Source organism: Thalassospira xiamenensis M-5 = DSM 17429 (assembly GCF_000300235.2).
In the GTDB taxonomy this organism is placed as follows: domain Bacteria; phylum Pseudomonadota; class Alphaproteobacteria; order Rhodospirillales; family Thalassospiraceae; genus Thalassospira; species Thalassospira xiamenensis.
In genome coordinates this window covers 2221988-2244052 of sequence record NZ_CP004388.1, presented here as the reverse complement: position 1 = coordinate 2244052, position 22065 = coordinate 2221988, and the positions used below count along the sequence as shown (strand labels likewise).

21 protein-coding genes are annotated in these 22065 nt (G+C 55.6%); 14 read left to right on the top strand and 7 right to left on the bottom strand.

Annotated elements, in window-relative coordinates; genetic code table 11:
* Positions 1 to 2: 2 nt before the first annotated feature.
* From TH3_RS10580 to TH3_RS10525, 12 genes are read left to right on the top strand one after another with little or no spacing between them, the layout of a single operon-like run.
* Positions 3 to 743 carry an isoprenyl transferase gene (locus TH3_RS10580; protein WP_007089435.1) on the top strand — a complete coding sequence of 247 codons (741 nt, stop codon included), beginning with the start codon at positions 3 to 5 and terminating at the stop codon, positions 741 to 743.
* A complete protein-coding gene (locus TH3_RS10575) occupies positions 730 to 1548 on the top strand; it encodes a phosphatidate cytidylyltransferase (RefSeq protein WP_233421874.1) in 819 nt (272 codons plus the stop codon). The genes TH3_RS10580 and TH3_RS10575 overlap by 14 nt, the downstream gene beginning before the upstream one ends.
* A gap of 42 nt (positions 1549 to 1590) precedes the next feature.
* Positions 1591 to 2754 carry a 1-deoxy-D-xylulose-5-phosphate reductoisomerase gene (locus TH3_RS10570; RefSeq protein WP_037991289.1) on the top strand — a complete coding sequence of 388 codons (1164 nt, stop codon included), beginning with the start codon at positions 1591 to 1593 and terminating at the stop codon, positions 2752 to 2754.
* 43 nt (positions 2755 to 2797) lie between these two features.
* The gene (gene rseP, locus TH3_RS10565) at positions 2798 to 3901 is read left to right on the top strand and encodes an RIP metalloprotease RseP (protein ID WP_007089438.1); all 1104 of its coding nucleotides are present in this window, start codon (positions 2798 to 2800) and stop codon (positions 3899 to 3901) included.
* A 26-nt stretch (positions 3902 to 3927) separates the two neighbouring features.
* Positions 3928 to 6222, top strand: a complete 2295-nt coding sequence (bamA, locus tag TH3_RS10560) for an outer membrane protein assembly factor BamA (RefSeq protein WP_233421873.1) — start codon at positions 3928 to 3930, stop codon at positions 6220 to 6222.
* Positions 6222 to 6797, top strand: coding sequence for an OmpH/Skp family outer membrane protein (locus TH3_RS10555; protein WP_007089440.1), 576 nt, complete (start codon positions 6222 to 6224; stop codon positions 6795 to 6797). Before bamA ends, TH3_RS10555 begins: the two co-directional genes overlap by 1 nt.
* Positions 6797 to 7816 carry a UDP-3-O-(3-hydroxymyristoyl)glucosamine N-acyltransferase gene (gene lpxD / locus TH3_RS10550; protein ID WP_007089441.1) on the top strand — a complete coding sequence of 340 codons (1020 nt, stop codon included), beginning with the start codon at positions 6797 to 6799 and terminating at the stop codon, positions 7814 to 7816. The genes TH3_RS10555 and lpxD overlap by 1 nt, the downstream gene beginning before the upstream one ends.
* Before the next feature lie 11 nt (positions 7817 to 7827).
* Positions 7828 to 8277: a 3-hydroxyacyl-ACP dehydratase FabZ gene (fabZ, locus tag TH3_RS10545; RefSeq protein WP_007089442.1), complete on the top strand. Its 450-nt coding sequence runs from the start codon at positions 7828 to 7830 to the stop codon at positions 8275 to 8277.
* 2 nt (positions 8278 to 8279) lie between these two features.
* Positions 8280 to 9083: an acyl-ACP--UDP-N-acetylglucosamine O-acyltransferase gene (gene lpxA, locus TH3_RS10540; protein WP_007089443.1), complete on the top strand. Its 804-nt coding sequence runs from the start codon at positions 8280 to 8282 to the stop codon at positions 9081 to 9083.
* A complete protein-coding gene (locus tag TH3_RS10535) occupies positions 9064 to 9921 on the top strand; it encodes an LpxI family protein (protein WP_007089444.1) in 858 nt (285 codons plus the stop codon). The genes lpxA and TH3_RS10535 overlap by 20 nt, the downstream gene beginning before the upstream one ends.
* Complete coding sequence (gene lpxB / locus TH3_RS10530; protein ID WP_007089445.1) at positions 9914 to 11107, top strand: lipid-A-disaccharide synthase; 1194 nt, start codon at positions 9914 to 9916, stop codon at positions 11105 to 11107. Before TH3_RS10535 ends, lpxB begins: the two co-directional genes overlap by 8 nt.
* A 46-nt stretch (positions 11108 to 11153) precedes the next feature.
* A complete protein-coding gene (locus tag TH3_RS10525; RefSeq protein WP_007089446.1) occupies positions 11154 to 11594 on the top strand; it encodes a VOC family protein in 441 nt (146 codons plus the stop codon).
* A gap of 75 nt (positions 11595 to 11669) precedes the next feature.
* Here the strand turns inward: TH3_RS10525 and TH3_RS10520 are convergent, their stop codons facing one another.
* Complete coding sequence (locus TH3_RS10520) at positions 11670 to 12977, bottom strand: citrate synthase (RefSeq protein WP_007089447.1); 1308 nt, start codon at positions 12975 to 12977, stop codon at positions 11670 to 11672.
* Positions 12978 to 13087: 110 nt separating this feature from the next.
* A complete protein-coding gene (gene gltX / locus TH3_RS10515) occupies positions 13088 to 14497 on the bottom strand; it encodes a glutamate--tRNA ligase (RefSeq protein ID WP_007089448.1) in 1410 nt (469 codons plus the stop codon).
* A gap of 321 nt (positions 14498 to 14818) precedes the next feature.
* On the opposite strand from gltX, the gene TH3_RS10510 reads away from it, so the two are divergent.
* Positions 14819 to 16756: a ComEC/Rec2 family competence protein gene (locus tag TH3_RS10510; protein ID WP_233421872.1), complete on the top strand. Its 1938-nt coding sequence runs from the start codon at positions 14819 to 14821 to the stop codon at positions 16754 to 16756.
* Between the two features lie 63 nt (positions 16757 to 16819).
* Here TH3_RS10510 and lexA read toward each other — a convergent pair whose 3' ends face one another.
* The 5 genes from lexA to TH3_RS10485 all read right to left on the bottom strand — a co-directional run bounded on the left by lexA (position 16820) and on the right by TH3_RS10485 (position 20609).
* Complete coding sequence (lexA, locus tag TH3_RS10505) at positions 16820 to 17527, bottom strand: transcriptional repressor LexA (RefSeq protein WP_007089450.1); 708 nt, start codon at positions 17525 to 17527, stop codon at positions 16820 to 16822.
* A gap of 147 nt (positions 17528 to 17674) precedes the next feature.
* Positions 17675 to 18175 (bottom strand): cyclic pyranopterin monophosphate synthase MoaC, encoded by a 501-nt coding sequence (gene moaC, locus TH3_RS10500; RefSeq protein WP_420823192.1) that lies wholly within the window; start codon positions 18173 to 18175, stop codon positions 17675 to 17677.
* Positions 18175 to 18972, bottom strand: a complete 798-nt coding sequence (gene trpC, locus TH3_RS10495) for an indole-3-glycerol phosphate synthase TrpC (RefSeq protein WP_007089452.1) — start codon at positions 18970 to 18972, stop codon at positions 18175 to 18177. The genes moaC and trpC overlap by 1 nt, the downstream gene beginning before the upstream one ends.
* Positions 18969 to 20003, bottom strand: a complete 1035-nt coding sequence (gene trpD / locus TH3_RS10490) for an anthranilate phosphoribosyltransferase (protein ID WP_007089453.1) — start codon at positions 20001 to 20003, stop codon at positions 18969 to 18971. Before trpD ends, trpC begins: the two co-directional genes overlap by 4 nt.
* A 33-nt stretch (positions 20004 to 20036) precedes the next feature.
* Positions 20037 to 20609 carry an anthranilate synthase component II gene (locus TH3_RS10485; RefSeq protein WP_007089454.1) on the bottom strand — a complete coding sequence of 191 codons (573 nt, stop codon included), beginning with the start codon at positions 20607 to 20609 and terminating at the stop codon, positions 20037 to 20039.
* 229 nt (positions 20610 to 20838) lie between these two features.
* Between TH3_RS10485 and TH3_RS10480 the strand changes: the two genes are divergently transcribed.
* Entirely contained in the window at positions 20839 to 22017 is a 1179-nt protein-coding gene (locus tag TH3_RS10480) for a divergent polysaccharide deacetylase family protein (protein ID WP_007089455.1), read from the top strand.
* Positions 22018 to 22065: the final 48 nt, after the last annotated feature.

Here is a 22065-nt window from a genome sequence, read left to right as displayed (position 1 = left end):
TCATGACGGTGCTGGCATCTCAACCCAACCCTTCAGATCTGCGAGCTGTGCCGCGTCATGTTGCCATCATTATGGATGGCAACGGGCGCTGGGCAAAGTTGCGCGGAAAGCCCCGTGCGATGGGTCATCGGGCGGGGGTAGAGGCCGTGCGTCGCACCGTCGAAGCCGCAGCCGAAATCGGTATCGAGTATCTGACACTTTACGGATTTTCGACCGAGAACTGGAAACGGCCGGAAAGTGAAGTCAGCGACCTGATGGGGTTGCTTCGCCTGTTCATCAAGCGTGAACTGGCGACCCTGCACAAAAACGGGGTCCGTATCCGTATCATCGGTGACCGGACCCGTTTTGACGATGATATTCGCGTGCTTCTGGCCAATGCCGAGGAACGCACGCAGGGCAATGCCCGTTTGAACCTGACCATTGCGCTAAGCTATGGTGCGCGGGCCGAGATTGCCGATGCCATGCGCCAGATCGCGCAAAAAGTCGCGGCTGGAGAAATTCAGGCCGATGCCATCGATGAAAGCGTGGTTGAAGCGCATCTGATGACGGTCGGGATGCCCGATCCGGATCTGCTGATCCGGACCAGTGGCGAGCAGCGCATCAGCAATTTCCTGCTTTGGCAGTCGGCCTATACCGAGTTTGTGTTCGATGACGTGCTTTGGCCGGACTTCGGACGCGAACATCTTGAAAAAGCGATAGAAAACTTTGCCGGACGGGAGCGGCGTTTTGGTGCAGTCATCTGAAGCCCGACGCCAGGAAGATACAAATTCAGGATTGAAGCCACGGGTTGTTTCCGCGCTGGTGATGACACCGGTCGCGGTTGCGGCGGTATGGTTCGGGTCACCGTATTTCGAGATTCTCGTTTTTCTGTTTTCGGTTGGCATGATGTGGGAATGGACGCGGATGTGCGTTCCGGGGCATGTCAATTCGGTTTCGGTTGTTGCCGCGGTATCCCTTGCCGTTTCGATGCTGTTCATGACGACCGGGGAATATCTTCTTATCATTCCGGCGGTGTTGGTCGGGGCGGCAACCGCGGCATTGCGGCCGGGCAAGGATCGGTTTCTCGCGGCATTTGGTATTATCTATATCTCGCTTGCGGCACTGGCGGCGCACTGGCTGCGCAGCATGCATGGGGATGGTCTGCTGTTGATCATGTGGCTGTTCTTTCTTGTGTGGGCGACCGATACGGGGGCCTATGCCTTTGGCAAGGCGATTGGCGGCCCGAAACTGGCGCCGCGTTTCAGCCCCAAGAAAACCTGGGCGGGGCTTATTGGCGGCATGTTGTGTGCGATGCTGATCGGCGGGCTGATCACCTATTTCAGCGGCAATTCCATTCAGGTTTCCATCGTGCTGGCAAGCGGGGGTCTGGCGATTGTGGCACAGATCGGGGATCTTGGAGAATCAGCGCTTAAGCGCCATTTCAAGGTCAAGGACAGCAGCCACCTGATACCGGGGCATGGCGGGGTGCTTGACCGTGCTGATGGGATGTTATCGGTTTTTCCTGTCGCGTTTGTTATTGTGTATTTCATTGGATTGTCGTTGCGCTAGGGCAGGGTCCCTGGTTGCAGAAATCCGCTAAGCTGGTGTTTGATGACAATTAAGAAATCAGTCTGCGTGCTTGGCGTGACCGGATCGGTCGGCAGCAGCACCGTAGACATCCTGAAAGCACATTCAGACAAATATGCCGTGGATGCCGTTACGGCCCACCGAAATGTTCAAGGGTTGGCCAAGGCCGCCATTGAACTTGGTGCTGCGATGGCGGTTATCGCCGATGAAAGCCTTTATGAAGACCTGAAATCCGCCCTGTCTGGCACGGACATTCTGGTTGCGGCCGGTGATGAAGCATTGGTCGAGGCGGCATCGCGCCCGTCTGATATCGTCATTGCCGCGATCATTGGTGCAGCAGGCCTTAAGGCGACGCTGGCGGCCATTCGCCGCGGGGCGCGGGTTGGCCTTGCCAACAAGGAAACGCTGGTTTGTGCCGGTGATCTGATGATGGCGGAAGTCGCGAAATACAAGGCGACGCTGATCCCGGTTGATTCCGAACATAGTGCGATTTTCCAGGTGCTTGAACAGAAGTCGGTCGACAAGGTTGACCGTATTCTTCTGACGGCATCTGGCGGGCCATTCCGGGAATGGTCGCTTGACGATATGAAATCGGTGTCTCCAAAGCAGGCGCTGGCCCATCCCAACTGGGATATGGGGGCCAAGATTTCCATTGATTCGGCAACCATGATGAACAAGGGCCTTGAATTGATCGAGGCCTGTCGTCTGTTTCCGGTGCCTGAAGAACGCATCGAGGTTGTCGTGCATCCGCAATCTGTCGTGCATAGCATGGTGGAATATTCCGACGGATCGGTACTGGCGCAATTGGGATCGCCCGATATGCGGACCCCGATTGCCTATGCGCTTTCATGGCCGGAAAGAATACGTGTCGATGTAGCGCGTCTTGATTTTGCCACGATCGGACAGTTGAACTTTACCGCGCCGGATATGAAACGGTTCCCGGCTCTTCGTCTGGCGCGCGAAGCGCTGCGTGCGGGCGGGACGGTGCCGACGGTATTGAATGCAGCAAACGAGATTGCCGTTGGGGCGTTTCTGGGCGGAAAGCTTACCTTCCTGCAAATTGCCGAAACGGTCGAGCGCATGATGAACAGGATTGCGGCATCACCGTTACGAGATCTCGACCAGATGTTTGATCTTGATGATATGATCCGTCGTGAAACGCTGGGCCTGATCAAAACCGGTCTTTGAATACCAAAAATGCGGGGTTCGCCCCGAAAAAGGAACGTCTTTCATGGAAACCCTTCTTGCTTTTCTGTTTGTTCTTTCGGTCCTGGTGTTTGTTCATGAATATGGGCATTACTGGGTTGCGATCCGCAATGGTGTAAAGGTTGAAGCGTTTTCAATCGGATTCGGTCCGGAGCTTTTTGGCTGGTACGACAAAAAGGGCACGCGCTGGAAAGTCAGCCTTTTGCCGCTTGGCGGGTATGTCAAAATGTTTGGCGACATGAACCCGGCCAGTGCGGGGCAGCGCGACGACCTTAATGAAGAAGAACGCCAGCATGCGTTTCATCACAAAGGCCTGATGGCGCGTGCGGCCATCGTTTTTGCTGGTCCGTTGGCCAATTTCCTGTTTGCGATTGTGGTTTTCACCGTTCTGTTTGCCGCCGTTGGCCAGCAGCGCGCCCTGCCGGTGGTGGGCGAGGCGGTTGCCGGCAGCCCGGCGGCGGTTGCCGGATTGCAGCCCCAGGACCGGATCAATGCGATCAATGGACAGCCGATTGCGTGGTTCAGCGAGCTTTCGGAAGTGATCCGGGGCAATGCCGGTGCGCCGGTTTCGCTTTCAGTGATGCGTGACGGGCAGGAAATCGACATTCAGGTGACGCCGGAAGCCGTAACGACAGGCGAAGGTGACGACGTTAAGACATTCGGTCGTCTGGGCGTGACCGCCGGTGCGTTTGAAACCCAGCGCGATGGAATTATCGATGCGACCGGCAAGGCGTTTTCATCGACCTGGAACCTGATTTCGCAGACATTGTCGGCATTGGGTGAGATGATTTCGGGCGAACGTGACAGTTCCGAACTTGGCGGTCCGATCCGCATCGCGCAGATGTCGGGCGAGGTTGCCGAGGGGGGGATTGGACCGCTTCTGTTCTTTATGGCGTATCTTTCGATCAGCCTTGGGTTGATTAACCTGATGCCTGTTCCGGTTCTGGATGGTGGTCATCTGGTGTTTTATGCGATTGAGGCCATTCGCGGTAAGCCCTTGGGCGCAAAAGCACAAGAATATGGTTTCCGTCTTGGGGCAGGTTTGGTATTCAGCTTAATCATCTTTGCAACTTGGAACGACCTGACGCAGTTGGGCGTCTGGAATTTCTTCAAAGGCCTGGTAGGCTGATGATATACGGCATCAGGGGGTTGAATTTGCTGCGTAATGTAAAAGCGGCTGCGTTAGCAGCAGTCTTGCTTGGTGGAACCGCGCCAACCATAATTCCGATGGTGGCCTACGCGCAGGGATCAAGCGTTATTCGCGAGATCCGTGTTGACGGCAATAACCGTATCGAAAGCGAGACGGTTAACGCATACCTGTCGGTAAAAGAGGGCGATCCCTACGATCCGCAAAAAATCAACGAATCGCTGAAGTCGCTGTTTTCAACCGGCCTGTTTGCCGACGTGTCGATCGGATTTGATCAGGGCGTTCTGAAAATCAATGTGGTTGAAAACCCGATCATCAACCGGATCGCCTTTGAGGGCAACACGCGCCTGAAGGACGACGTGCTTGGTACGGAACTTCAGTTGCGCCCTCGTGTCGTTTACACCCGCACCAAGGTTCAGGCTGATGTGCAGCGTATTCTTGAGCTGTACCGTCGCTCCGGCCGGTTTGCCGCGACCGTTGAGCCCAAAGTCATTCAGCTTGAACAGAATCGTGTCGACCTTGTCTTTGAAATTGACGAGGGCGAGGCCACCGGGGTGCGCAAGGTCAACTTCGTTGGAAACAAGGCATTTGACGATGGTGAATTGTCCGAAGTTATCCGGACAACCGAAAGCGCCTGGTGGAAAATCCTGACTTCTGACGACAACTATGACCCGGATCGCGTCACGTTCGACCGCGAACTTTTGCGTCGTTACTATCTTTCAGCCGGTTATGCCGATTTCCAGGTTCTGTCTTCCGTGGCCGAACTGACGCCTGATCGGTCTGATTTCTTTATCACCTACACGGTCAGCGAAGGTCAGCGTTACAAGTTTGGCGATATCAATATCGTATCGCAGATCGACAAGATCGATCCGGCGACATTGACGCCCCTGATCGAGATTGAAAAAGGCGACTGGTACAATGCCGACCTTGTTGATGACGCGATTGATGCCCTGACCAACAGCATCGGTGACCAGGGTTATGCATTCATCGATATTCGCCCGAATATCGAGCGTGACCGCGAGACCGGCGTTATCAACATCACCTTCACCATCGCCGAAGGTCCGAAGGTTTATGTCGAACGCATCGACGTGGTTGGCAACGTCCGCACGCTTGACGAAGTTGTCCGTCGTGAATTCCGCCTTGTTGAAGGTGACGCGTTCAGCAGTTCGAAACTCAAACGTTCGCGCCAGCGTGTTGAAAACCTGAACTTCTTTAAATCGGTTGACGTCAAGACCCTGCCGGGCAGTTCGCCCGACCAGACGGTTCTTGAGGTTGATGTTGAAGAAAAGTCGACCGGCGAGTTTTCGATTGGTGCCGGGTACGGCACGGATGATGGTGCCTTCGGTCAGGCCGGTATCCGCGAACGCAACCTGCTTGGCAAAGGGCAGGACCTGCGTCTTGGCTTTACGATTGGGTCATCCAGCCAGCAGGTCGATCTGTCCTTTACCGAGCCATACTTCCTTGATCGGGATGTCAGTGCGGGCTTTGATATCTATCGCCGCGAAGAAGACAATCAGGACGAAAGTTCATATGACGAAAAGCAGACCGGTATCGGTTTGCGGTCCGGTTTCCGTTATTCCGAAGCATTGTCGCAGTCGGTGCGTTACGGGTATGCGGTTAACGAATATTCCGACATCGATAGCGACGCATCGCGTCTGCTTCGTGAAGAAGACCCCGAGTTTTCCGAGTCAACGATTGGTCAGACGCTTACCTATGATCAGCGCGACAGCACGCTTACGCCGAAAGAAGGCTATTTCGTTCAGGTTTCTAACGATTTCGCCGGGCTCGGCGGTTCGGAAACCTATCTTCGTACACGCGTGAATGGCGGGTACTACTATCCGCTTGATCGCGAAAAGACGTGGGTGCTGTCGACCAAGGCGTCGACCGGTTACATCTTTGGTATTGGCGACGATACGCGTATTTCGCAGCGCTTCTTTACAGGTGGTGCAAACCTTCGTGGTTTTGAATCGGCCGGTGTCGGGCCGCGCGATATTGCAACGAAAGATGCGGTTGGCGGCAAATTCTTCTATACTGGTACCGTACAGATGGACTTCCCGTTAGGGTTGCCGTCCGAATTTGCACTTACAGGTCGTGTATTCAGTGATTTCGGTGCTTCCGAGGGGGTTGATGGCGCACGGCCTGGTGAAATCTATGACGAAGGTTCACTCAGGGCGTCTGTTGGTTTTGGGGTAGGCTGGGAATCTCCGTTTGGCCCGATTGGTGTTGACCTTTCGCAGGCTGTTCTCAAAGAAGACTTCGACAAAGAGGAAGTGTTCCGACTGAGTTTCGGAACCAGATTCTGATGAAAATGATGAAATCTATCCAGACCGCCTTACTTGCGATTGTTCTTGCATTCGCATCAGTAACAATGGCGTCGGCGCAGGAAAATGCTGCCGGAAATACAGAGGCCGTTGTGATGATTGTCGATTTTGAAGGCATTATGCGTGAAGCATCTGCCATGCAGGATATGACAAAGCAGATCAAAACGCGTCAGGAAGCCTATCAGCAGGAAATCGAAAAGCGCCAGCAGGGGCTGCGGAAGGAAGAGCAGGAAATCGCCCAGCAGCGAACCCTTCTGTCTGCCGATGTCATTCAGCAGAAACAGAAAGAATTTCAGCAGAAAGTTGCCGATTTTCAGAAGTTTGCACAGGGGCGCAACCGTATTCTGGATCAGGCGCTTAATGAATCGCGCGTGAAATTCCAGAAAACGCTGATTGAAGTAATTGCCGATGTTGCCGAGCAGCGCAAGGCAACGCTGGTACTGCACAAAAGTCAGGTGATCCTGCATGCCAACGCCATGGATGCGTCCAAGGAAGTATTTGACCTTGTGAACAAGGCCATGCCGACCCTTACCGTCGAGTTCAAGGAAGCCTCCTGATGGCTGATTCCCGGTTTTTCAAACGCAAGGGACCGTTCAGCGTTCAGGAAATTGCCGAACTGACCGGAGCGGAACTGGTGAATGCACCTGATCCGTCACGCCGCTTTGATGATGTGTCACCGCTTCAGAATGCGGATGCATCGATCCTGAGCTTCTTTGACAATCGCAAATATCTTGATGCCTTTGTCAGCAGTTCTGCCGGCGGGTGTTTTGTCCGGCCAGAGTTCGTTGATCGTGCGCCTGCCGATATGGTGCTGTTCACGACCAGCGATCCGTACCGGGCATATGCCAAGGCGGCAACGGCATATTATCCGTTTGACGCCGCCAATGGTGTTGTTTCACCGCACGCGATTGTCGCCGATACCGCCATGATCGGCAAAGGTGTTCAGATCGACGCCGGGGCCGTGATTGGCGAGCATTGCGAGATTGGCGATGGTTGCGTCATTTCCAGCAATGCGGTGATCGGTGAAGGTGTCGTGATCGGGGCCGGAAGCAGGATCGGTGCCGGGGCGACAATCAGCCATTGCCTGATTGGCAATCTGTGCCTGATTTATCCGGGGGCTCGCATTGGGCAGGATGGTTTCGGATTTGCCATGGGCGCACAGGGGCACCTTAAAGTGCCGCAGCTTGGCCGTGTCGTGATTGGCAATGATGTCGAAGTCGGGGCCAATTCGACAATCGACCGGGGGGCGGGGCCTGATACGGTGATTGGCAATGGTTGCCGTATCGACAACCTTGTTCAGATCGGCCATAACGTCGAACTTGGCATGGGATGTGTTATCGTTTCCCAGGTCGGGATTTCAGGATCGACCAAGCTTGGCAATTTTGTTGTTGCCGCGGGTCAGGCCGGGATTACCGGACATCTTGAAATTGGTGATGGCGCGAAAATTGCCGCGCAATCCGGTGTCATGAAAAATATCGGCGCGGGCGAAACCGTTGGCGGCAGCCCCGCTGTGCCGGTAATGGAATATCATAAACAGACCGTGGCCTTATCGCGGCTGATACGGAAAAAGAAGTAAGGGCAATACCTATGACCGAATTGGTAAGTGTTGATATTCAGCGCATTCTGGAAATGATTCCGCATCGTTATCCGTTCCTGCTGATCGACAAGGTTGTTGATATTGCTGTCGACGATTCCGCCGTTGGCATCAAAAACGTGACGATGAACGAGCCGCAATTTACCGGCCATTTCCCGGAACAGCCGATCATGCCTGGCGTTCTGATCATCGAAAGCATGGCGCAGACGGCGGCCATTCTTGTGGTTCAGACCCTTGGTGAGGATGCCGAAGGCAAGCTGGTTTATTTCATGAGTATTGATAACGCACGGTTCCGCAAGCCGGTTGTGCCGGGTGACGTCATGCATATTCATGTGAAGAAAAAACAGAGCCGTGGCCCGGTCTGGAAGTTTGAAAGTGAAGTCCGCGTTAACGATCAGGTCGTTGCAGAAGCCACCATCGCCGCGATGATCCGGGGCAACTGATAATGTCAAAAGTGCATCCAACCGCCATTGTCGAAGACGGCGCCCAGATTGGCCAGGATGTAGAAATCGGTCCGTACTGTGTTGTCGGACCGCAGGCGGTTCTGGGTGATCGCGTCAAGCTGCACAGCCATGTCGTGGTCGCCGGAATTACGTCAATCGGTGAAGACAGTACGATCTTTCCGTTTGCGTCAGTTGGTCATGCGCCGCAGGATTTGAAATTCAAGAACGAGCCATCGCGTCTGATCATTGGCAAACGCAACAAGATCCGCGAAGGGGCGACCCTTAATCCCGGCACAGAAGGCGGCGGGATGGAGACCACGATTGGTGATGACTGCCTGTTTATGGCAGGCGCGCATGTCGGGCATGACTGCCATATTGGCAATCATTGCATTCTGGTCAATAACGGGACCCTTGCTGGCCATGTCATGGTCGACGATTTTGCGATTGTCGGCGGCCTTTCAGCGGTGCATCAGTTTGTCCGCATTGGCAAACATGCGATGATCGGCGGCATGACCGGTGTTGAAAGCGATATCATTCCTTATGGTTCGGTGATTGGTAACCGTGCTTATCTTTCGGGGCTTAACCTTGTCGGGTTGAAGCGCCGCGGATTTGATCGCGAGACCATTCATGCGCTTCGCAAGGCGTATCGTCTTTTGTTTGCGCAGGAAGGTACGCTTGCCGAGCGGGTTGAGGAAGTCTCGAAAGATTTCGAGGATGTCGGGCCGGTCATGGAAATCATCACCTTCCTGAAAGCGGAAAGCATGCGTTCCGTATGTACGCCGAAATATGACAGCTCCGCAGGATAACCCCGCAGCAAAGCTTGGTATCATTGCTGGGGGTGGTGCGCTTCCCGCCCGTTTGGCGGCTGCGGCGACGGCTGCCGGGCGGGATGTTTTTATCGTGAAGCTTGATGCCCATGCCGATGATCCGGCATTGGATGCATATCCCCATACGTCGCTTCGCATCGGGGCGGCGGCGAAAATCCTTGATCGTCTGAAATCCGAAGAATGCCGTGATGTTGTCCTTGCGGGCAAGGTTGCGCGTCCATCATTTGCATCGATCCGGCCCGATTGGCGGGCGGCGAAACTGCTGATGAAAGTCGGGATGAAGTCGCTTGGCGATGATGGTTTGCTGCGTCTGGTTGCCGGTGAGCTTGAACGTGACGGTTTCCGTCTGGTCGGCGCACACGAGATTTTGAGCGACCTCGCGGTTGAGGAAGGTGTTCTGGGCAAGGTGAAGCCCGATGCACAGGCGATGGCCGATGCACAGCACGGTCTGAAGGTTGCCCGGATTTTGGGTGCCGCCGATGTCGGGCAGGGCTGTGTCGTGCAGCAGGGGCTTGTTCTGGCACTTGAAGCCATCGAGGGCACGGATGAAATGATCCGGCGGTCTGCCGACTATCGTCGCGAAGGTGTTGGCGGTGTTCTGGTGAAGTCGGCAAAGCCGCAGCAGGACAGGCGTCTTGACCTTCCGGCGATTGGTGTTTCGACCGTGGAAAATGCGCACGATGCCGGATTGCGCGGCATAGCGTTGCTTGCGGGTGGCACGATGATCATTGATCGCGAGAAAACCGTCAAACGTGCCGATGAACTTGGACTGTTCATTATCGGGATTTCGGTGCAGGAACCGGCACAGGATGAATAAACCAAAAATCCAGACCGCAAAAATCATGCTGGTGGCCGGTGAGGCATCCGGGGATCAGTTGGGGGGGCGGTTGATGGCGGCCATAAAGGCGCGTCATCCCGAAATCCGTTTCATCGGTGTTGGTGGCCCGCGCATGACGGGTGAGGGGCTTGAGAGCCTGTTTCCGATGGACGAGATGTCGGTCATGGGCCTTGCCGAGGTCCTTCCGCATATCCCGCATTTGTTAAAACGTATCCGTCAGACGGCGGAATATGCGATTGAACAGCAACCCGATGTGGTGATCACCATTGATGCCCCGGATTTCAGTTTTCGCGTTGGCAAGAAGCTGAAAGGAAGGGGCATTCCGCTGGTGCATTATGTTGCGCCGTCGGTCTGGGCATGGCGGCCGGGGCGGGCAAAGAAGATTGCGGGTTTCCTCGATCATTTGTTGGCGTTGCTGCCGTTCGAGCCGCCCTATTTCGAGCGGGTTGGGCTTCCGACCAGCTTTATCGGGCATTCCGCGGTCGAGGAACGGCATGGCGGCGATGCGGACCGATTCCGTGAACAGCACGGTATCGCACCGGACTGCAAAATCCTGACGGTTCTTCCGGGCAGTCGCAATTCGGAAGTCACCCGTCTGTTGCCGGTTTTCCGAGATGTCTGCGAACGATTGGCTGAGGATTTCCCCGATGCAAGAATTGTTGTGCCGACGGTGAGCAAGGTTGCACAGGTTGTCGGTGATGCGGTTGCCGACTGGCCGCTGCGCCCGATTGTCGTGACCGGGGATCAGGACAGGCGCGATGCGTTTGCCGCGTCCCATGCGGCCCTTGCGGCATCCGGGACCGTGTCGCTTGAACTGGCGATAACGGGGGTGCCGCATGTGATAGGCTATAAATTAAGCCCGATTACGGCATGGATTGCGCGGCGATTGTTGCGGATTGATACGGTGACCATCGTCAATCTGGTGCTTGGCAAAAAGCTTGTGCCGGAATTCCTGCAACAGGATTGCACGCCGAACCGTATCGTGCCGGTTCTGAAATCGCTTATGGCCGACGGCGAAGGTCGGGCGGCGCAACTGGACGGGTTCGACGCGGCCACAACCATGCTTGGCTTTGGCGACCGGCCGCCGAGCGAGAAGGCCGCGGACGTCATCCTTGAAATCATAGAGAAAAATTCATCTGCCAAGACTGGCATTAGCGGGCAATAACGCATAGTTTGGCGTCATTGACCAATCAATGACGGAGGCATTTCCAATGCGTTATTTGCACACCATGGTGCGTGTCGAGGATGTGGATGCATCCATGCGTTTCTACTGCGAACTGCTTGGCATGAAAGAAACCCGGCGCATTGAAAGCGAGAAGGGGCGTTTCACCCTGATTTACCTTGCGCCGCCTGCCGATGAAGCCAGTGCCAAGGCCAACAAGGCCCCGGAACTTGAACTGACTTATAACTGGGACCCGGAAAGCTATTCCGGCGGGCGCAATTTCGGCCATCTTGCCTATGAGGTCGACGATATTTATGCGCTTTGCCAGAAGCTGATGGATGCGGGTGTCACCATTAACCGTCCACCGCGCGATGGCCATATGGCGTTTGTCCGTTCGCCGGACGGGATTTCGATTGAATTCCTGCAAAAGGGCGAAAGCCTTGCCCCGGCCGAGCCATGGGCCAGCATGGAAAACACCGGCTCCTGGTAACGCAGCACCCAATTGATCAAAACGCAAAAAGGCCCGGAATGATCCGGGCCTTTTCTGTATCAATCGTGGCGCAGATTAACGCTTGTTGACCGGAACGAACGGACGTTCGGAAACACCGGTGAACAACTGGCGCGGACGGCCGATTTTCTGCGACGGATCTTCGATCATTTCTTTCCACTGGGCAATCCAGCCGACGGTACGGGCAACTGCGAACAGCACGGTGAACATGCTTTCCGGGATGCCCATCGCCTTGAAGATGATGCCCGAATAGAAATCGACGTTCGGATAGAGTTTCTTCTCGATGAAGTACTCGTCTTCGCGTGCGATGCGTTCGAGTTCCTGTGCAACGTCAAGCAGTGGGTCCTGTACATTGAGTTCCTTGAGAACTTCGTGGCAGGTTTCCTGCATGACCTTGGCGCGCGGGTCGTAGTTTTTGTAAACCCGGTGACCAAAGCCCATCAGACGGAACGGATCGTTCTTGTCTTTTGCCTTGTTGACGAATTCCGGAATGTTTTTCACATCGCCGATTTCGTTGAGCATTTTCAGAACGGCTTCGTTCGCACCGCCATGTGCCGGACCCCAGAGGGAGGCAATACCGGCAGCGATACATGCAAACGGATTTGCCCCAGAAGAACCGGCCAGACGGACGGTCGAGGTCGATGCGTTCTGTTCGTGGTCGGCATGAAGGATCAGGATACGATCCATTGCGCGCGCGAGGACCGGGTTGACTTCATAGTCTTCGCACGGGTTGCCGAACATCATTTGCAGGAAGTTTTCTGCATAGCCGAGTTTGTTGTTCGGATAACGGAACGGCTGACCGATCGAGTATTTATACGCCATCGCAGCGATGGTCGGCATTTTCGCGATCAGGCGATAGGCCGAGATCAGGCGCTGGTTCGGGTCGTTGATGTCGGTGCTGTCATGATAGAAAGCAGACATCGCGCCAACCACACCGCACATAATGGCCATCGGGTGGGCGTCGCGGCGGAAACCGTTATAGAAATTGCGCATCTGCTCATGCACCATGGTGTGCATGGTGATGTCATTTTCAAATTGCGCCTTGTCTTTTGCATTCGGCAGATCGCCGTAAATCAGCAAATAGCAAACTTCGAGGAAATCGGATTGTTCGGCAAGCTCATCAATGGCATAGCCGCGGTGACGCAGGATGCCGACATCGCCGTCAATATAGGTCAGCTCGGACTGGCAGGAGCCGGTCGAGGTGAAGCCCGGGTCATAGGTGAAATATCCGGTTTCGGAGTAGAGTTTCCGAATGTCGATTACAGACGGACCAACGCTACCCTCGATCACCGGCAATTCGATCGACTTGCCAGTGGCATTGTCGGTCAGTGTCACGGTGTGGGAAGTCTTGGAATTCTGAGCCATGACTATTTTTCCTTCCCTGTTTGAACGAACACGGTTTTCAAGTTGTGTGCAGCATAGTGCTGCGGCGCACAAAGCGCAAATTCAGTGTTTAAGTTTTTTATTTTACGCTGTTATTGGGCATCGAATTTGCGGATGCGTTTCAGCGTTTGGGATTTGCCAAGCACGATCATTACTTCGAAGATGCCAGGCGATGAGTTGGAACCGGTGAGCACGGCCCGCAAGGGCTGCGCGACTTTGCCGAGCTTCTGATCGAGTTTTTCGGCAATGTTGCGAACGCTTGCGTCAACGTTCTCTTCGGTCCAGCTTTCAAGCGCGTCGAGTTCCTTTGCCAGTTCGGCAAATAGGCCTTCGGGGGCGCTATCAATCAGGGACTGAGCTTTCTCGTTAAACGACATGACGCCGTCCGTAACATAGAAGGCCGAAGAGTCGGCGAGCTCGATGAGTGTCTTGGCTCTTTCTTTAAGCCCTGACATGCCTTTGATCAAGATTTCTTTTTGCGCTGCGTCAATTGCATCGACGCCAATCTGTTTTGCGATCAGCGGTGCAATGTCGTTTGCAAGGCGGGTATCATCCGCTTGGCGCAGATAAACGCCATTCAGGTTGGTCAATTTGGCAAAGTCGAAACGTGCCGCACCCTTGCCAACATCTTTGATGTCAAACCATTCAATGGCCTGTTCCTGGGAGATGATTTCCTCGTCCCCGTGACCCCAGCCAAGACGCAGCAGGTAGTTGTTCACGGCTTCGGGCAGGAAACCCATTTCATCGCGATAGGCATCAACACCCAGCGCACCATGGCGTTTGGACAGCTTGGCGCCGTCCGGGCCGTGGATCAGCGGAATATGGGCAAAGGTCGGGACATCCCATCCCATAGCGTCGTAAAGCGCCTTCTGGCGAAACGCATTGGTCAGATGGTCATCGCCACGGATCACGTGAGTAATGCCCATATCGTGGTCATCGACAACGACCGACAGCATATAGGTCGGGGTGCCATCGCCACGCAGAATAACGTAATCGTCAAGCTGTTCATTGGCAACTCGGACATCGCCCTGTACCTGATCGGAAATCACGGCATCGCCGTCCTGCGGTGCCTTCAGACGCACGACAGGCTTGACGCCAGCCGGGGCGTCGGATGCATCGCGGTCGCGCCAGGTGCCGTCATATTTCATCGGGCGGCCTTCGGCGCGGGCCTTTTCGCGCATTTCCTGAAGTTCTTGCTGCGAGCAATAGCAATAATAGGCTTTTCCAGCCTTGATCAGTTCATGGGCGACTTCGGCGTGGCGGTCGCGACGGGCGAACTGGAAGGTCGGTTCTTCGTCTGCGGTCAGGCCAAGCCAGCTTAGCCCATCAAAGATGGCTTCGACGGCTTCGGGGGTGGACCGTTCCCGGTCGGTGTCTTCGATGCGCAGCAGGAATTTGCCGCCGGTGTGTTTGGCATAAAGCCAGTTATAAAGGGCGGTGCGTGCGCCGCCGATATGCAGAAACCCGGTCGGAGACGGGGCAAAACGGGTAACAACCGTCATTCACTCTATCCGTTGGCTGGATGTTGTTGCTTGTCGTAATGACTTTTGGCGTGCACGCTATAACACATATGCGGCGGTGTTGCACCACAGCCGATGATAGATAGAAACTGTGCGTCGGGCAGGCTATTGTACATTCGTCGAATAAGTCGTGATGGAATTAATAAAAATCAATATGTTGCGAGAATATTTTCGCAAACAGGATTGTTGTTGGCCGCGCGCAGAAATTCCTGGATCCTGTGCACGGTTATATTCTTCGGGTTGGGATGTGCGGCGTATTTTTCACTTCCTGCGCGCCTGACGGTACAGCAAAGCGGCCTAGCGGTGATTCTTTTGCTGTCCGGATTGTGGATTTCGCGACGCTGGGTTTTGCCATTCTTTGGCATTCTGCTGCTGGCGGTTTTTTGTGGCGGGTTGCTGATTGCATCCATCCATCTTGAAAGGGCGCCATCCGGGCTTCTGACCAAGACGCTTTACATGACAGAGATCGAGGGCGACATCACGCTTCTGGAGCCACGGGGCGGGCGGATGCGCATGACCGTGGCACCAATGCGGATCGCGGGGCTTGAGGACCGGGCATTTGACTGGAAGGTGCGATTGAGCCTTCCAGGTGGCGATGAGCTTTCCGTCGGGGATCATATCGTGGCAACGGCGCGGCTGTTTCCGTTGCGCGCGGCGTCCGTGCCGGGCGACCCGGATTTTTCACGCGGATTATATCTGGACGGGATCGGGGCGACCGGGTTTGTTTTCGGCCATAAATATAGTGTGACCAAGAAGGCCGAAACAGGAATGATGCAGCCGGTTTCGGACCGGATCGAAAGTCTGCGCCTGACGATCATGACGGCAATCGATCAGAGCCTTACCGGCGCAGAGGCCGGGATTGCCAAGGCATTGATTGTCGGCGAACGGGGCGATGTCAGTGCGGAAATTGCCGATGATCTTCGCAAATCGGGATTGGCGCATCTTCTGGCGATTTCCGGGCTGCATATGGGGCTTTTAAGCGGGACGGTTTTCTTTTTCCTGCGGTTTGGCATGGCGGCCATTCCCGCCCTTGCGCTGCGGTTTCCGATCAAGAAATGGGCGGCTATCGGGGCGATGGTGTCAGCGGGGATCTATCTTGGCCTGTCAGGGGCCAGTGTGCCGACGCAGCGTGCCTTTGTGACGTTGACGATTGTCTGGATTGCGTTGCTGCTGGATCGGCGGGCGATATCGTTGCGGCTGGTGGCGTTTGCGGCGCTGGTTGTTCTGATCCTGCGGCCCGATGCGGTCTTGGGGCCAAGCTTTCAGCTTTCCTTTGCGGCGGTGTCGGTTCTGGTAGCGTTTTATGATGGTCCGGGCAGGCGATGGTTTGACAAGTCGGGGGATCGGTCATGGCTATTCCGGCTTTGGCTGTTTTTTGCCGGGCTGGTGATGACCGGGTTGCTGGTTACGGCGGTGACCGCGCCGATCATCGGGTTTCATTTCGGGCGGATTTCGATGATCGGGATCGTGTCCAACCTGATTGCCATTCCGGTGATGGCGTTCTGGGTGATGCCGCTGATTGTGGCGACGCTTGTTCTGATGCCGTTCGGAGCCGGGGGACTGGCATTGTGGTTGATGAAGCCGGGACTGACATTGTTGATTGAAACCGCAAGCCTTGCCGCCGATCAGGCCTGGGGGCTTTGGCATGTCGAGCAGTTTAGTGCCGTATTTGCCATCGGCATCATGATGGCGATGGCCTGGTGGCTGGTCTGGCGAGGGAACGCGATTGCCCGGTTTGCTGTCATTCCGCTATGCGTGGCGATTGCGGCGCAAATCCTGTATCGCCCGGCGGATATTCTGGTTTCGGGGGATCAGGAAAGCTGGGCAATTCGCGACAGGGTGCGCGACAAACTTGTCCTGCCCGAAGGCATTTCGGATTTTCAGCAGTCGGTCTGGATGGCGCGATTTGGTATCGCCGATCATGATGCCGGCAATGTCATCGAAAAATGCGACGCAACGGTTTGTTCCGTCAGGATCGCCGGACGGCAGGTGATCATTGCCAATGATCTTGCCAATCCGTTCTATGCATGCCGCCATGGCGATATGATCATCAGCCTGAAACGCGATATGCCGCGTGATATCTGTGCGCCGGATGTGACTGTCATCGATGATGACCTGTTATGGTGGCAGGGGGGCGTATTGATTGCGTTGCGGCCCGATGCCGCCCCGGTGATCGAAACCGTGCGTGAAACGTCCGGCATCTGGCCGTGGATTATCATCGGGGGCAGGGTGGTCAAATAAAAAACGCCGCCAGGCAAGGCCGACGGCGTTTCTTTCGGTTTGTTCGGTTTATTCGGTATTCTATCAGTATTGGCGGAGCAAACCGATCAGACGTCCCTGAATGCGGACACGATCAGGCGACAGCGCGCGTGTTTCATAACGCGCATTGGCCGGTTCCAGCAGAACTTCGCCACGGCCACGTTTCAGGCGTTTCAGAGTGGCTTCGGCGTCGTCGACCAGTGCGACAACGATGGAGCCATCATTGGCCTGTTCGCAACGCTGGATCAGGACGGTGTCGCCATCGAGAATACCGGCATCGATCATCGAATCACCGGAAACTTCAAGCGCATAGTGATCGCCGGTTCCCAGAAGCGCTGCCGGGACCTGCACCATTGTGGTCTGATCGCGAAGGGCTTCGATCGGGGTACCCGCCGCAATCCGGCCAAACAGCGGCAGGGAAACGGATTCACCCGATTCCGAAAAGGCCGAAGGCACGGTTGCCGGCCGATGCGCAGCCTTTCGCGCGGAGGCGATAGAGGTAACATTGTTGGGCGTTTCCGCCGCGTCGTCATCATTATTATCGGGAAGACGCAGGACTTCGAGCGCGCGGGCCCGATGGGCGAGACGGCGAATAAAACCGCGTTCCTCAAGCCCGGTGATCAGGCGATGAATGCCGGATTTGGATTTCAGGCTCAGGGCTTCTTTCATCTCGTCAAAAGAGGGCGAGATGCCATGATCGCGAAGGTAATTATCGATATAGACCAGCAATTCGTATTGCTTGCGCGTCAGCATGATTTTTTCCGAACCAGTAATAAGAACAAACCGAATACATAAATGTTCTACTTTGGTTCTGCTTGTTCGTCAAGCACCACAACCCGAAAAATCACCGTTTAAGGGCATTCTTTCGGTCAAGAAACGAAATTTGGGTATTTCCAGGGATCAGTCGGCGGTGAAAGTACCCGACTTTCCGCCTTCCTTGTGGACAACGCGAATATCGGTAATCCGCATGGCTTTATCGACCGCCTTGCACATATCGAACACGGTAAGTGCGGTAACGGAAACGGCGGTCAGGGCTTCCATTTCCACCCCGGTTTTGCCGGTGGTTTTGCATGTCGCGACAATATCTACCGCATCGGTGTCAGTTGCGAGTTCCAGCGTGACTTCGGCCGAGGTTAGAGGCAGGGGATGGCAAAGCGGGATCAGGTCAGCGGTTTTCTTGGCCCCCATAATCCCGGCAAGCTGGGCGATACCAAGAACGTCGCCCTTTTTATGGCCGCGTTCGGCAATCAGCCGGGCCGTTTCCGCCGACATCAGGACACGGCCCTTTGCGATGGCGACGCGCGCGGTATCGGTCTTGGCCGAAATATCGACCATGACGGCATTACCAGCAGCGTCGATATGCGAAAGTTTGTCTGCCATGCCTGTGTCTTGTTCCGTTATCAGGCCGCGAGGCCAAGAATATTACGGGTGGCGGCGGTGACGTCGTCCTGACGCATCAGGCTTTCGCCGATCAGGAAGCATTGCGCGCCGACCTTTGCCATGCGGGCGAGGTCATCGTGCGTGAACAGGCCGCTTTCGGCGACCAGCATCCGGCTGTCATCAACCATACCAGCGAGTTCTTCGGTCGTGGTCAGGGAGACTTCCAGCGTTTTCAGATTGCGGTTGTTAACGCCAAGCAGCTTTGATTTCAGTTTCAGGGCGCGTTCGAGTTCCGGGGCGTTGTGCACCTCGATCAGGACATCCATGCCAAGGCTGTTTGCGGCGTCTTCAAGCTCGGCGGCCCGGGCGTCTTCGAGGGCGGCCATGATCAGAAGGATGCAATCGGCACCAAGGGCCCGGGCTTCGGTCACCTGATAGGGATCAAGCATGAAATCCTTGCGCAGGACCGGCAGATCAACCGCGCTACGTGCCGCGATCAGATAGCTGTCATCGCCCTGGAAATAGGGGATGTCGGTCAGGACCGACAGGCAACTTGCCCCACCGGCCTTGTAGGCTTGCGCCAGAACGGGCGGATTGAAATCCGGGCGGATCAGGCCCTTGGACGGGGATGCCTTTTTAATCTCGGCAATCAGGCCGTAACGACCATCCGCAACCGATGTTTCAAGCGCCCTGATAAAGCCGCGCGGTGCGGATTGTGATCTGGCTGCGGTTTCGAGGTCGGCAAGTGACTTTCGCGCCTTGCAGGCGGCGATGTGGTCGCGTTTGTCCTTACAGATACGTTCGAGTACGTCGCTCACGCTGCGGTCCCCTGATTGGAAATGCGGACTAGTGCCTGCAAGGTTTCTGCGGCTTTGCCGGAATCGATTGCGGTGCGGGCCTTTGCGATGCCATCGGCAAGATCGGTTGCGATGTCGGTCACCACAAGGGCGGCTGCGGCATTCAGCAGAACGATATCGCGATAGGCGCTTTTTTTACCGGCAAGAAGATCGAGAATGGCCTGCGCGTTTGTCTGGGCGTGGCCGCCTTTAAGCGCATCAAGGGTGACGATTTCAAGGCCGTAATCTTCGGGGTTGATTTCAAAGGTCGTGACTGCGCCGTTTTTGACTTCGGCGACAAAGGTCGGGCCGGTTGTTGAAATTTCATCAAGGCCGCTATGACCATAGACAACCCATGCATGTTCGGAACCAAGGCGGTTCAGCACATGGGCAATCGGTTCGACCCATTCACGGGCGAAAACACCCATGACCTGGCGTTTGGTTTTGGCCGGGTTGGCCAGCGGTCCCAGCAGGTTGAAGATCGTGCGCGTGCCCATTTCAACGCGGGTCGGCATCACGTGACGCACGGCCGAGTGATGGCGCGTTGCCATCATGAAGCACAGATTGATTTCCTTTAGCGCCTTTTCAAGAAGCGCCATATCGGCATCGAGATTGACGCCAAGCGCCATCAGAACATCGGCCGATCCCGATTTTGACGACGCCGCGCGGTTGCCGTGCTTGGCAACGATGGCGCCGCAGGCCGCCGCAACGATTGCCGCCCCGGTCGAGATATTGAAGGTGCCGCTGCCATCGCCACCAGTACCACAGGTATCAACCGCATTGGGCGGGGCGATAATGCCGGTCGCCTTGGAGCGCATGACACGCGCCGCCCCGGTGATTTCATCGACCGTTTCGCCGCGCAGGCGTAGCGCCATCAGGAAAGCCCCCATCTGCGACGGCGTTGCCTGACCGGACATCAGAACGTCGAAGGCCTGTTCGGCCTGTTCTTCGTTCAGTTTTTCGCCATTTGCGACTTTGGCCAGGATCGGCTTCAGGTCATATTCAGTCGACATGCGGGTTTCCTCGGTTAGCGTTCCGGTGCGGTTTCATGCGCCGGGGAAGTCTATAAAATTCTTCAAAAGGGCATGGCCATGTTCGGATGCGATGCTTTCGGGATGGAACTGCACACCATGAATTTGATGCTGTTTGTGACGCAGCCCCATAATCAGACCATCCCCGTTTTCCGCCGTGATTTCAAGGCAATCGGGCAGGGTTGCGCGATCAACAACCAATGAATGGTAACGGGTCGCTTCAAACGGGCTTGGCAGGCCGTTAAACACGCTTTTGCCTTCGTGCACCATCGCATCGGTTTTGCCATGCATGCATTCGGGCGCGCGCACGACATTGCCGCCAAAGGCCTGACCGATGCCCTGATGACCAAGGCAGACGCCAAGCAGCTTAACCTTGCCCGCCGATGCCCTGATCAGATCAAGACAGATACCCGCGCGATCCGGATCGCAGGGACCGGGCGAGATCACGATGCCTTCGGGCTTTAAAGCCAGCGCATCATCAACCGAGATTTCATCATTGCGGCGGACGTCGACCTCGGGACCGAGTTCGCGCAGATAGTGCCACAGATTGAATGTGAAGCTGTCGTAATTATCGATGAGGAGATACATCGTGGCGCCGGGCTGTGAATATCAGATCGGGCAGAGAATAAACGGCATTGCCGCTACGTCAAGCGATTGCAAAAACCATTTTCCTGCCATTGTTTGCGGTCTTTGTTTGCGGCTTTAACAGGGTGCTAACCTGATCGGGTTTAAAAGCTTCCAAACACAAGCCGGGATAATTGGCGTATAATCACCATATGGGTAACACGACCCAGCAAACGAGACTGGAGACCAGAGCGTGGCACGCCGGGCACAACCCGCCAAAAAGAAAAAAGCGGCACCGCGAAAAACAGGCCGTAGCAAGGCTGCACCGAAAAGAAAATCGGGCGGCATTGGCCGTTTCATGCTGGGCGGTGCGATTGTTGCGGGGACCATTTCGGCATTCATTGCAGCAGGCAGTATGCTTGAGCTGGATCGCGCATCGCGTGATCTTGGCGAACGGGCCGCAAATTCCGAACCGGAATATACGCCGACACCGGCCCCGGTACCGGAAAGCCGCAATTATGATTTCAGCGAAAGCAACGGCAATCGCGACCGGACCGGATATATGGTCGGTGAACGTGTGCCGGGTGAAAAAACTGCGCCCGAAACCAGACAACCGCAGAAGGCACCGGTCACAAAGTCGCCTGAACCTGCCGTGTCGCCCGATACCGGCGGGATCAGCGGGGGCGCGCATAGTGATGGTCCGCCGCCATGGCAGAAATTCGCAGCCCTTACCCCCGATACGGGAACCGCACCGGTTATCGCGATTGTGATTGATGATGCGGGCCTTGATCAGCCGCGCACGGCGCGCACTATAGGGCTGCCCGGGCCGGTGACGATTTCCTATCTGCCCTATGCGCGCGACCTTCAGCGTCAGGTGAATGATGCGCGCGGGCGGGGGCATGAAGTGATGCTTCATATGCCGATGGAGCCGTCGTCGGCATTGGTCGATCCAGGTCCGCATGCGTTGCGCACCGGATTTGACCGCGACAAGATATTGGGCGAGATGACCTGGATGCTGGACCGGTTTGATGGCTATGTCGGTGTGAATAATCACATGGGCAGCAAATTCACATCCGATCCGGAACGCATGCAGGTGGTGATGGAGGTGATGAAATCACGCGGGCTTCTGTTCCTTGATTCCAAAACCAGTGCCAAGTCGGTCGGATTTTCGATGGCACGCCAATATGATGTCCCGGCGCTTGAGCGCGACGTGTTCATTGATGACGCCGATGATGCCACCAAAATTGCCGAAATGCTGGCCCGGACTGAAAAAGTTGCCACCAATCAGGGATTTGCGATTGCGATTGGCCATCCGCGCGACCTTACGCTGGAAGCCCTGCAAAAATGGATTCCCGCCATTCAGGCCAAGGGATTTGTTCTGGTGCCGGTGACCGACATCCTGCGACGGTCCATGCGAAGTGTGACAGGGTAAAGGCTGTTCGGCTTTTTTGAGCCGACCTGATCAAGTCAAAGAACTTTT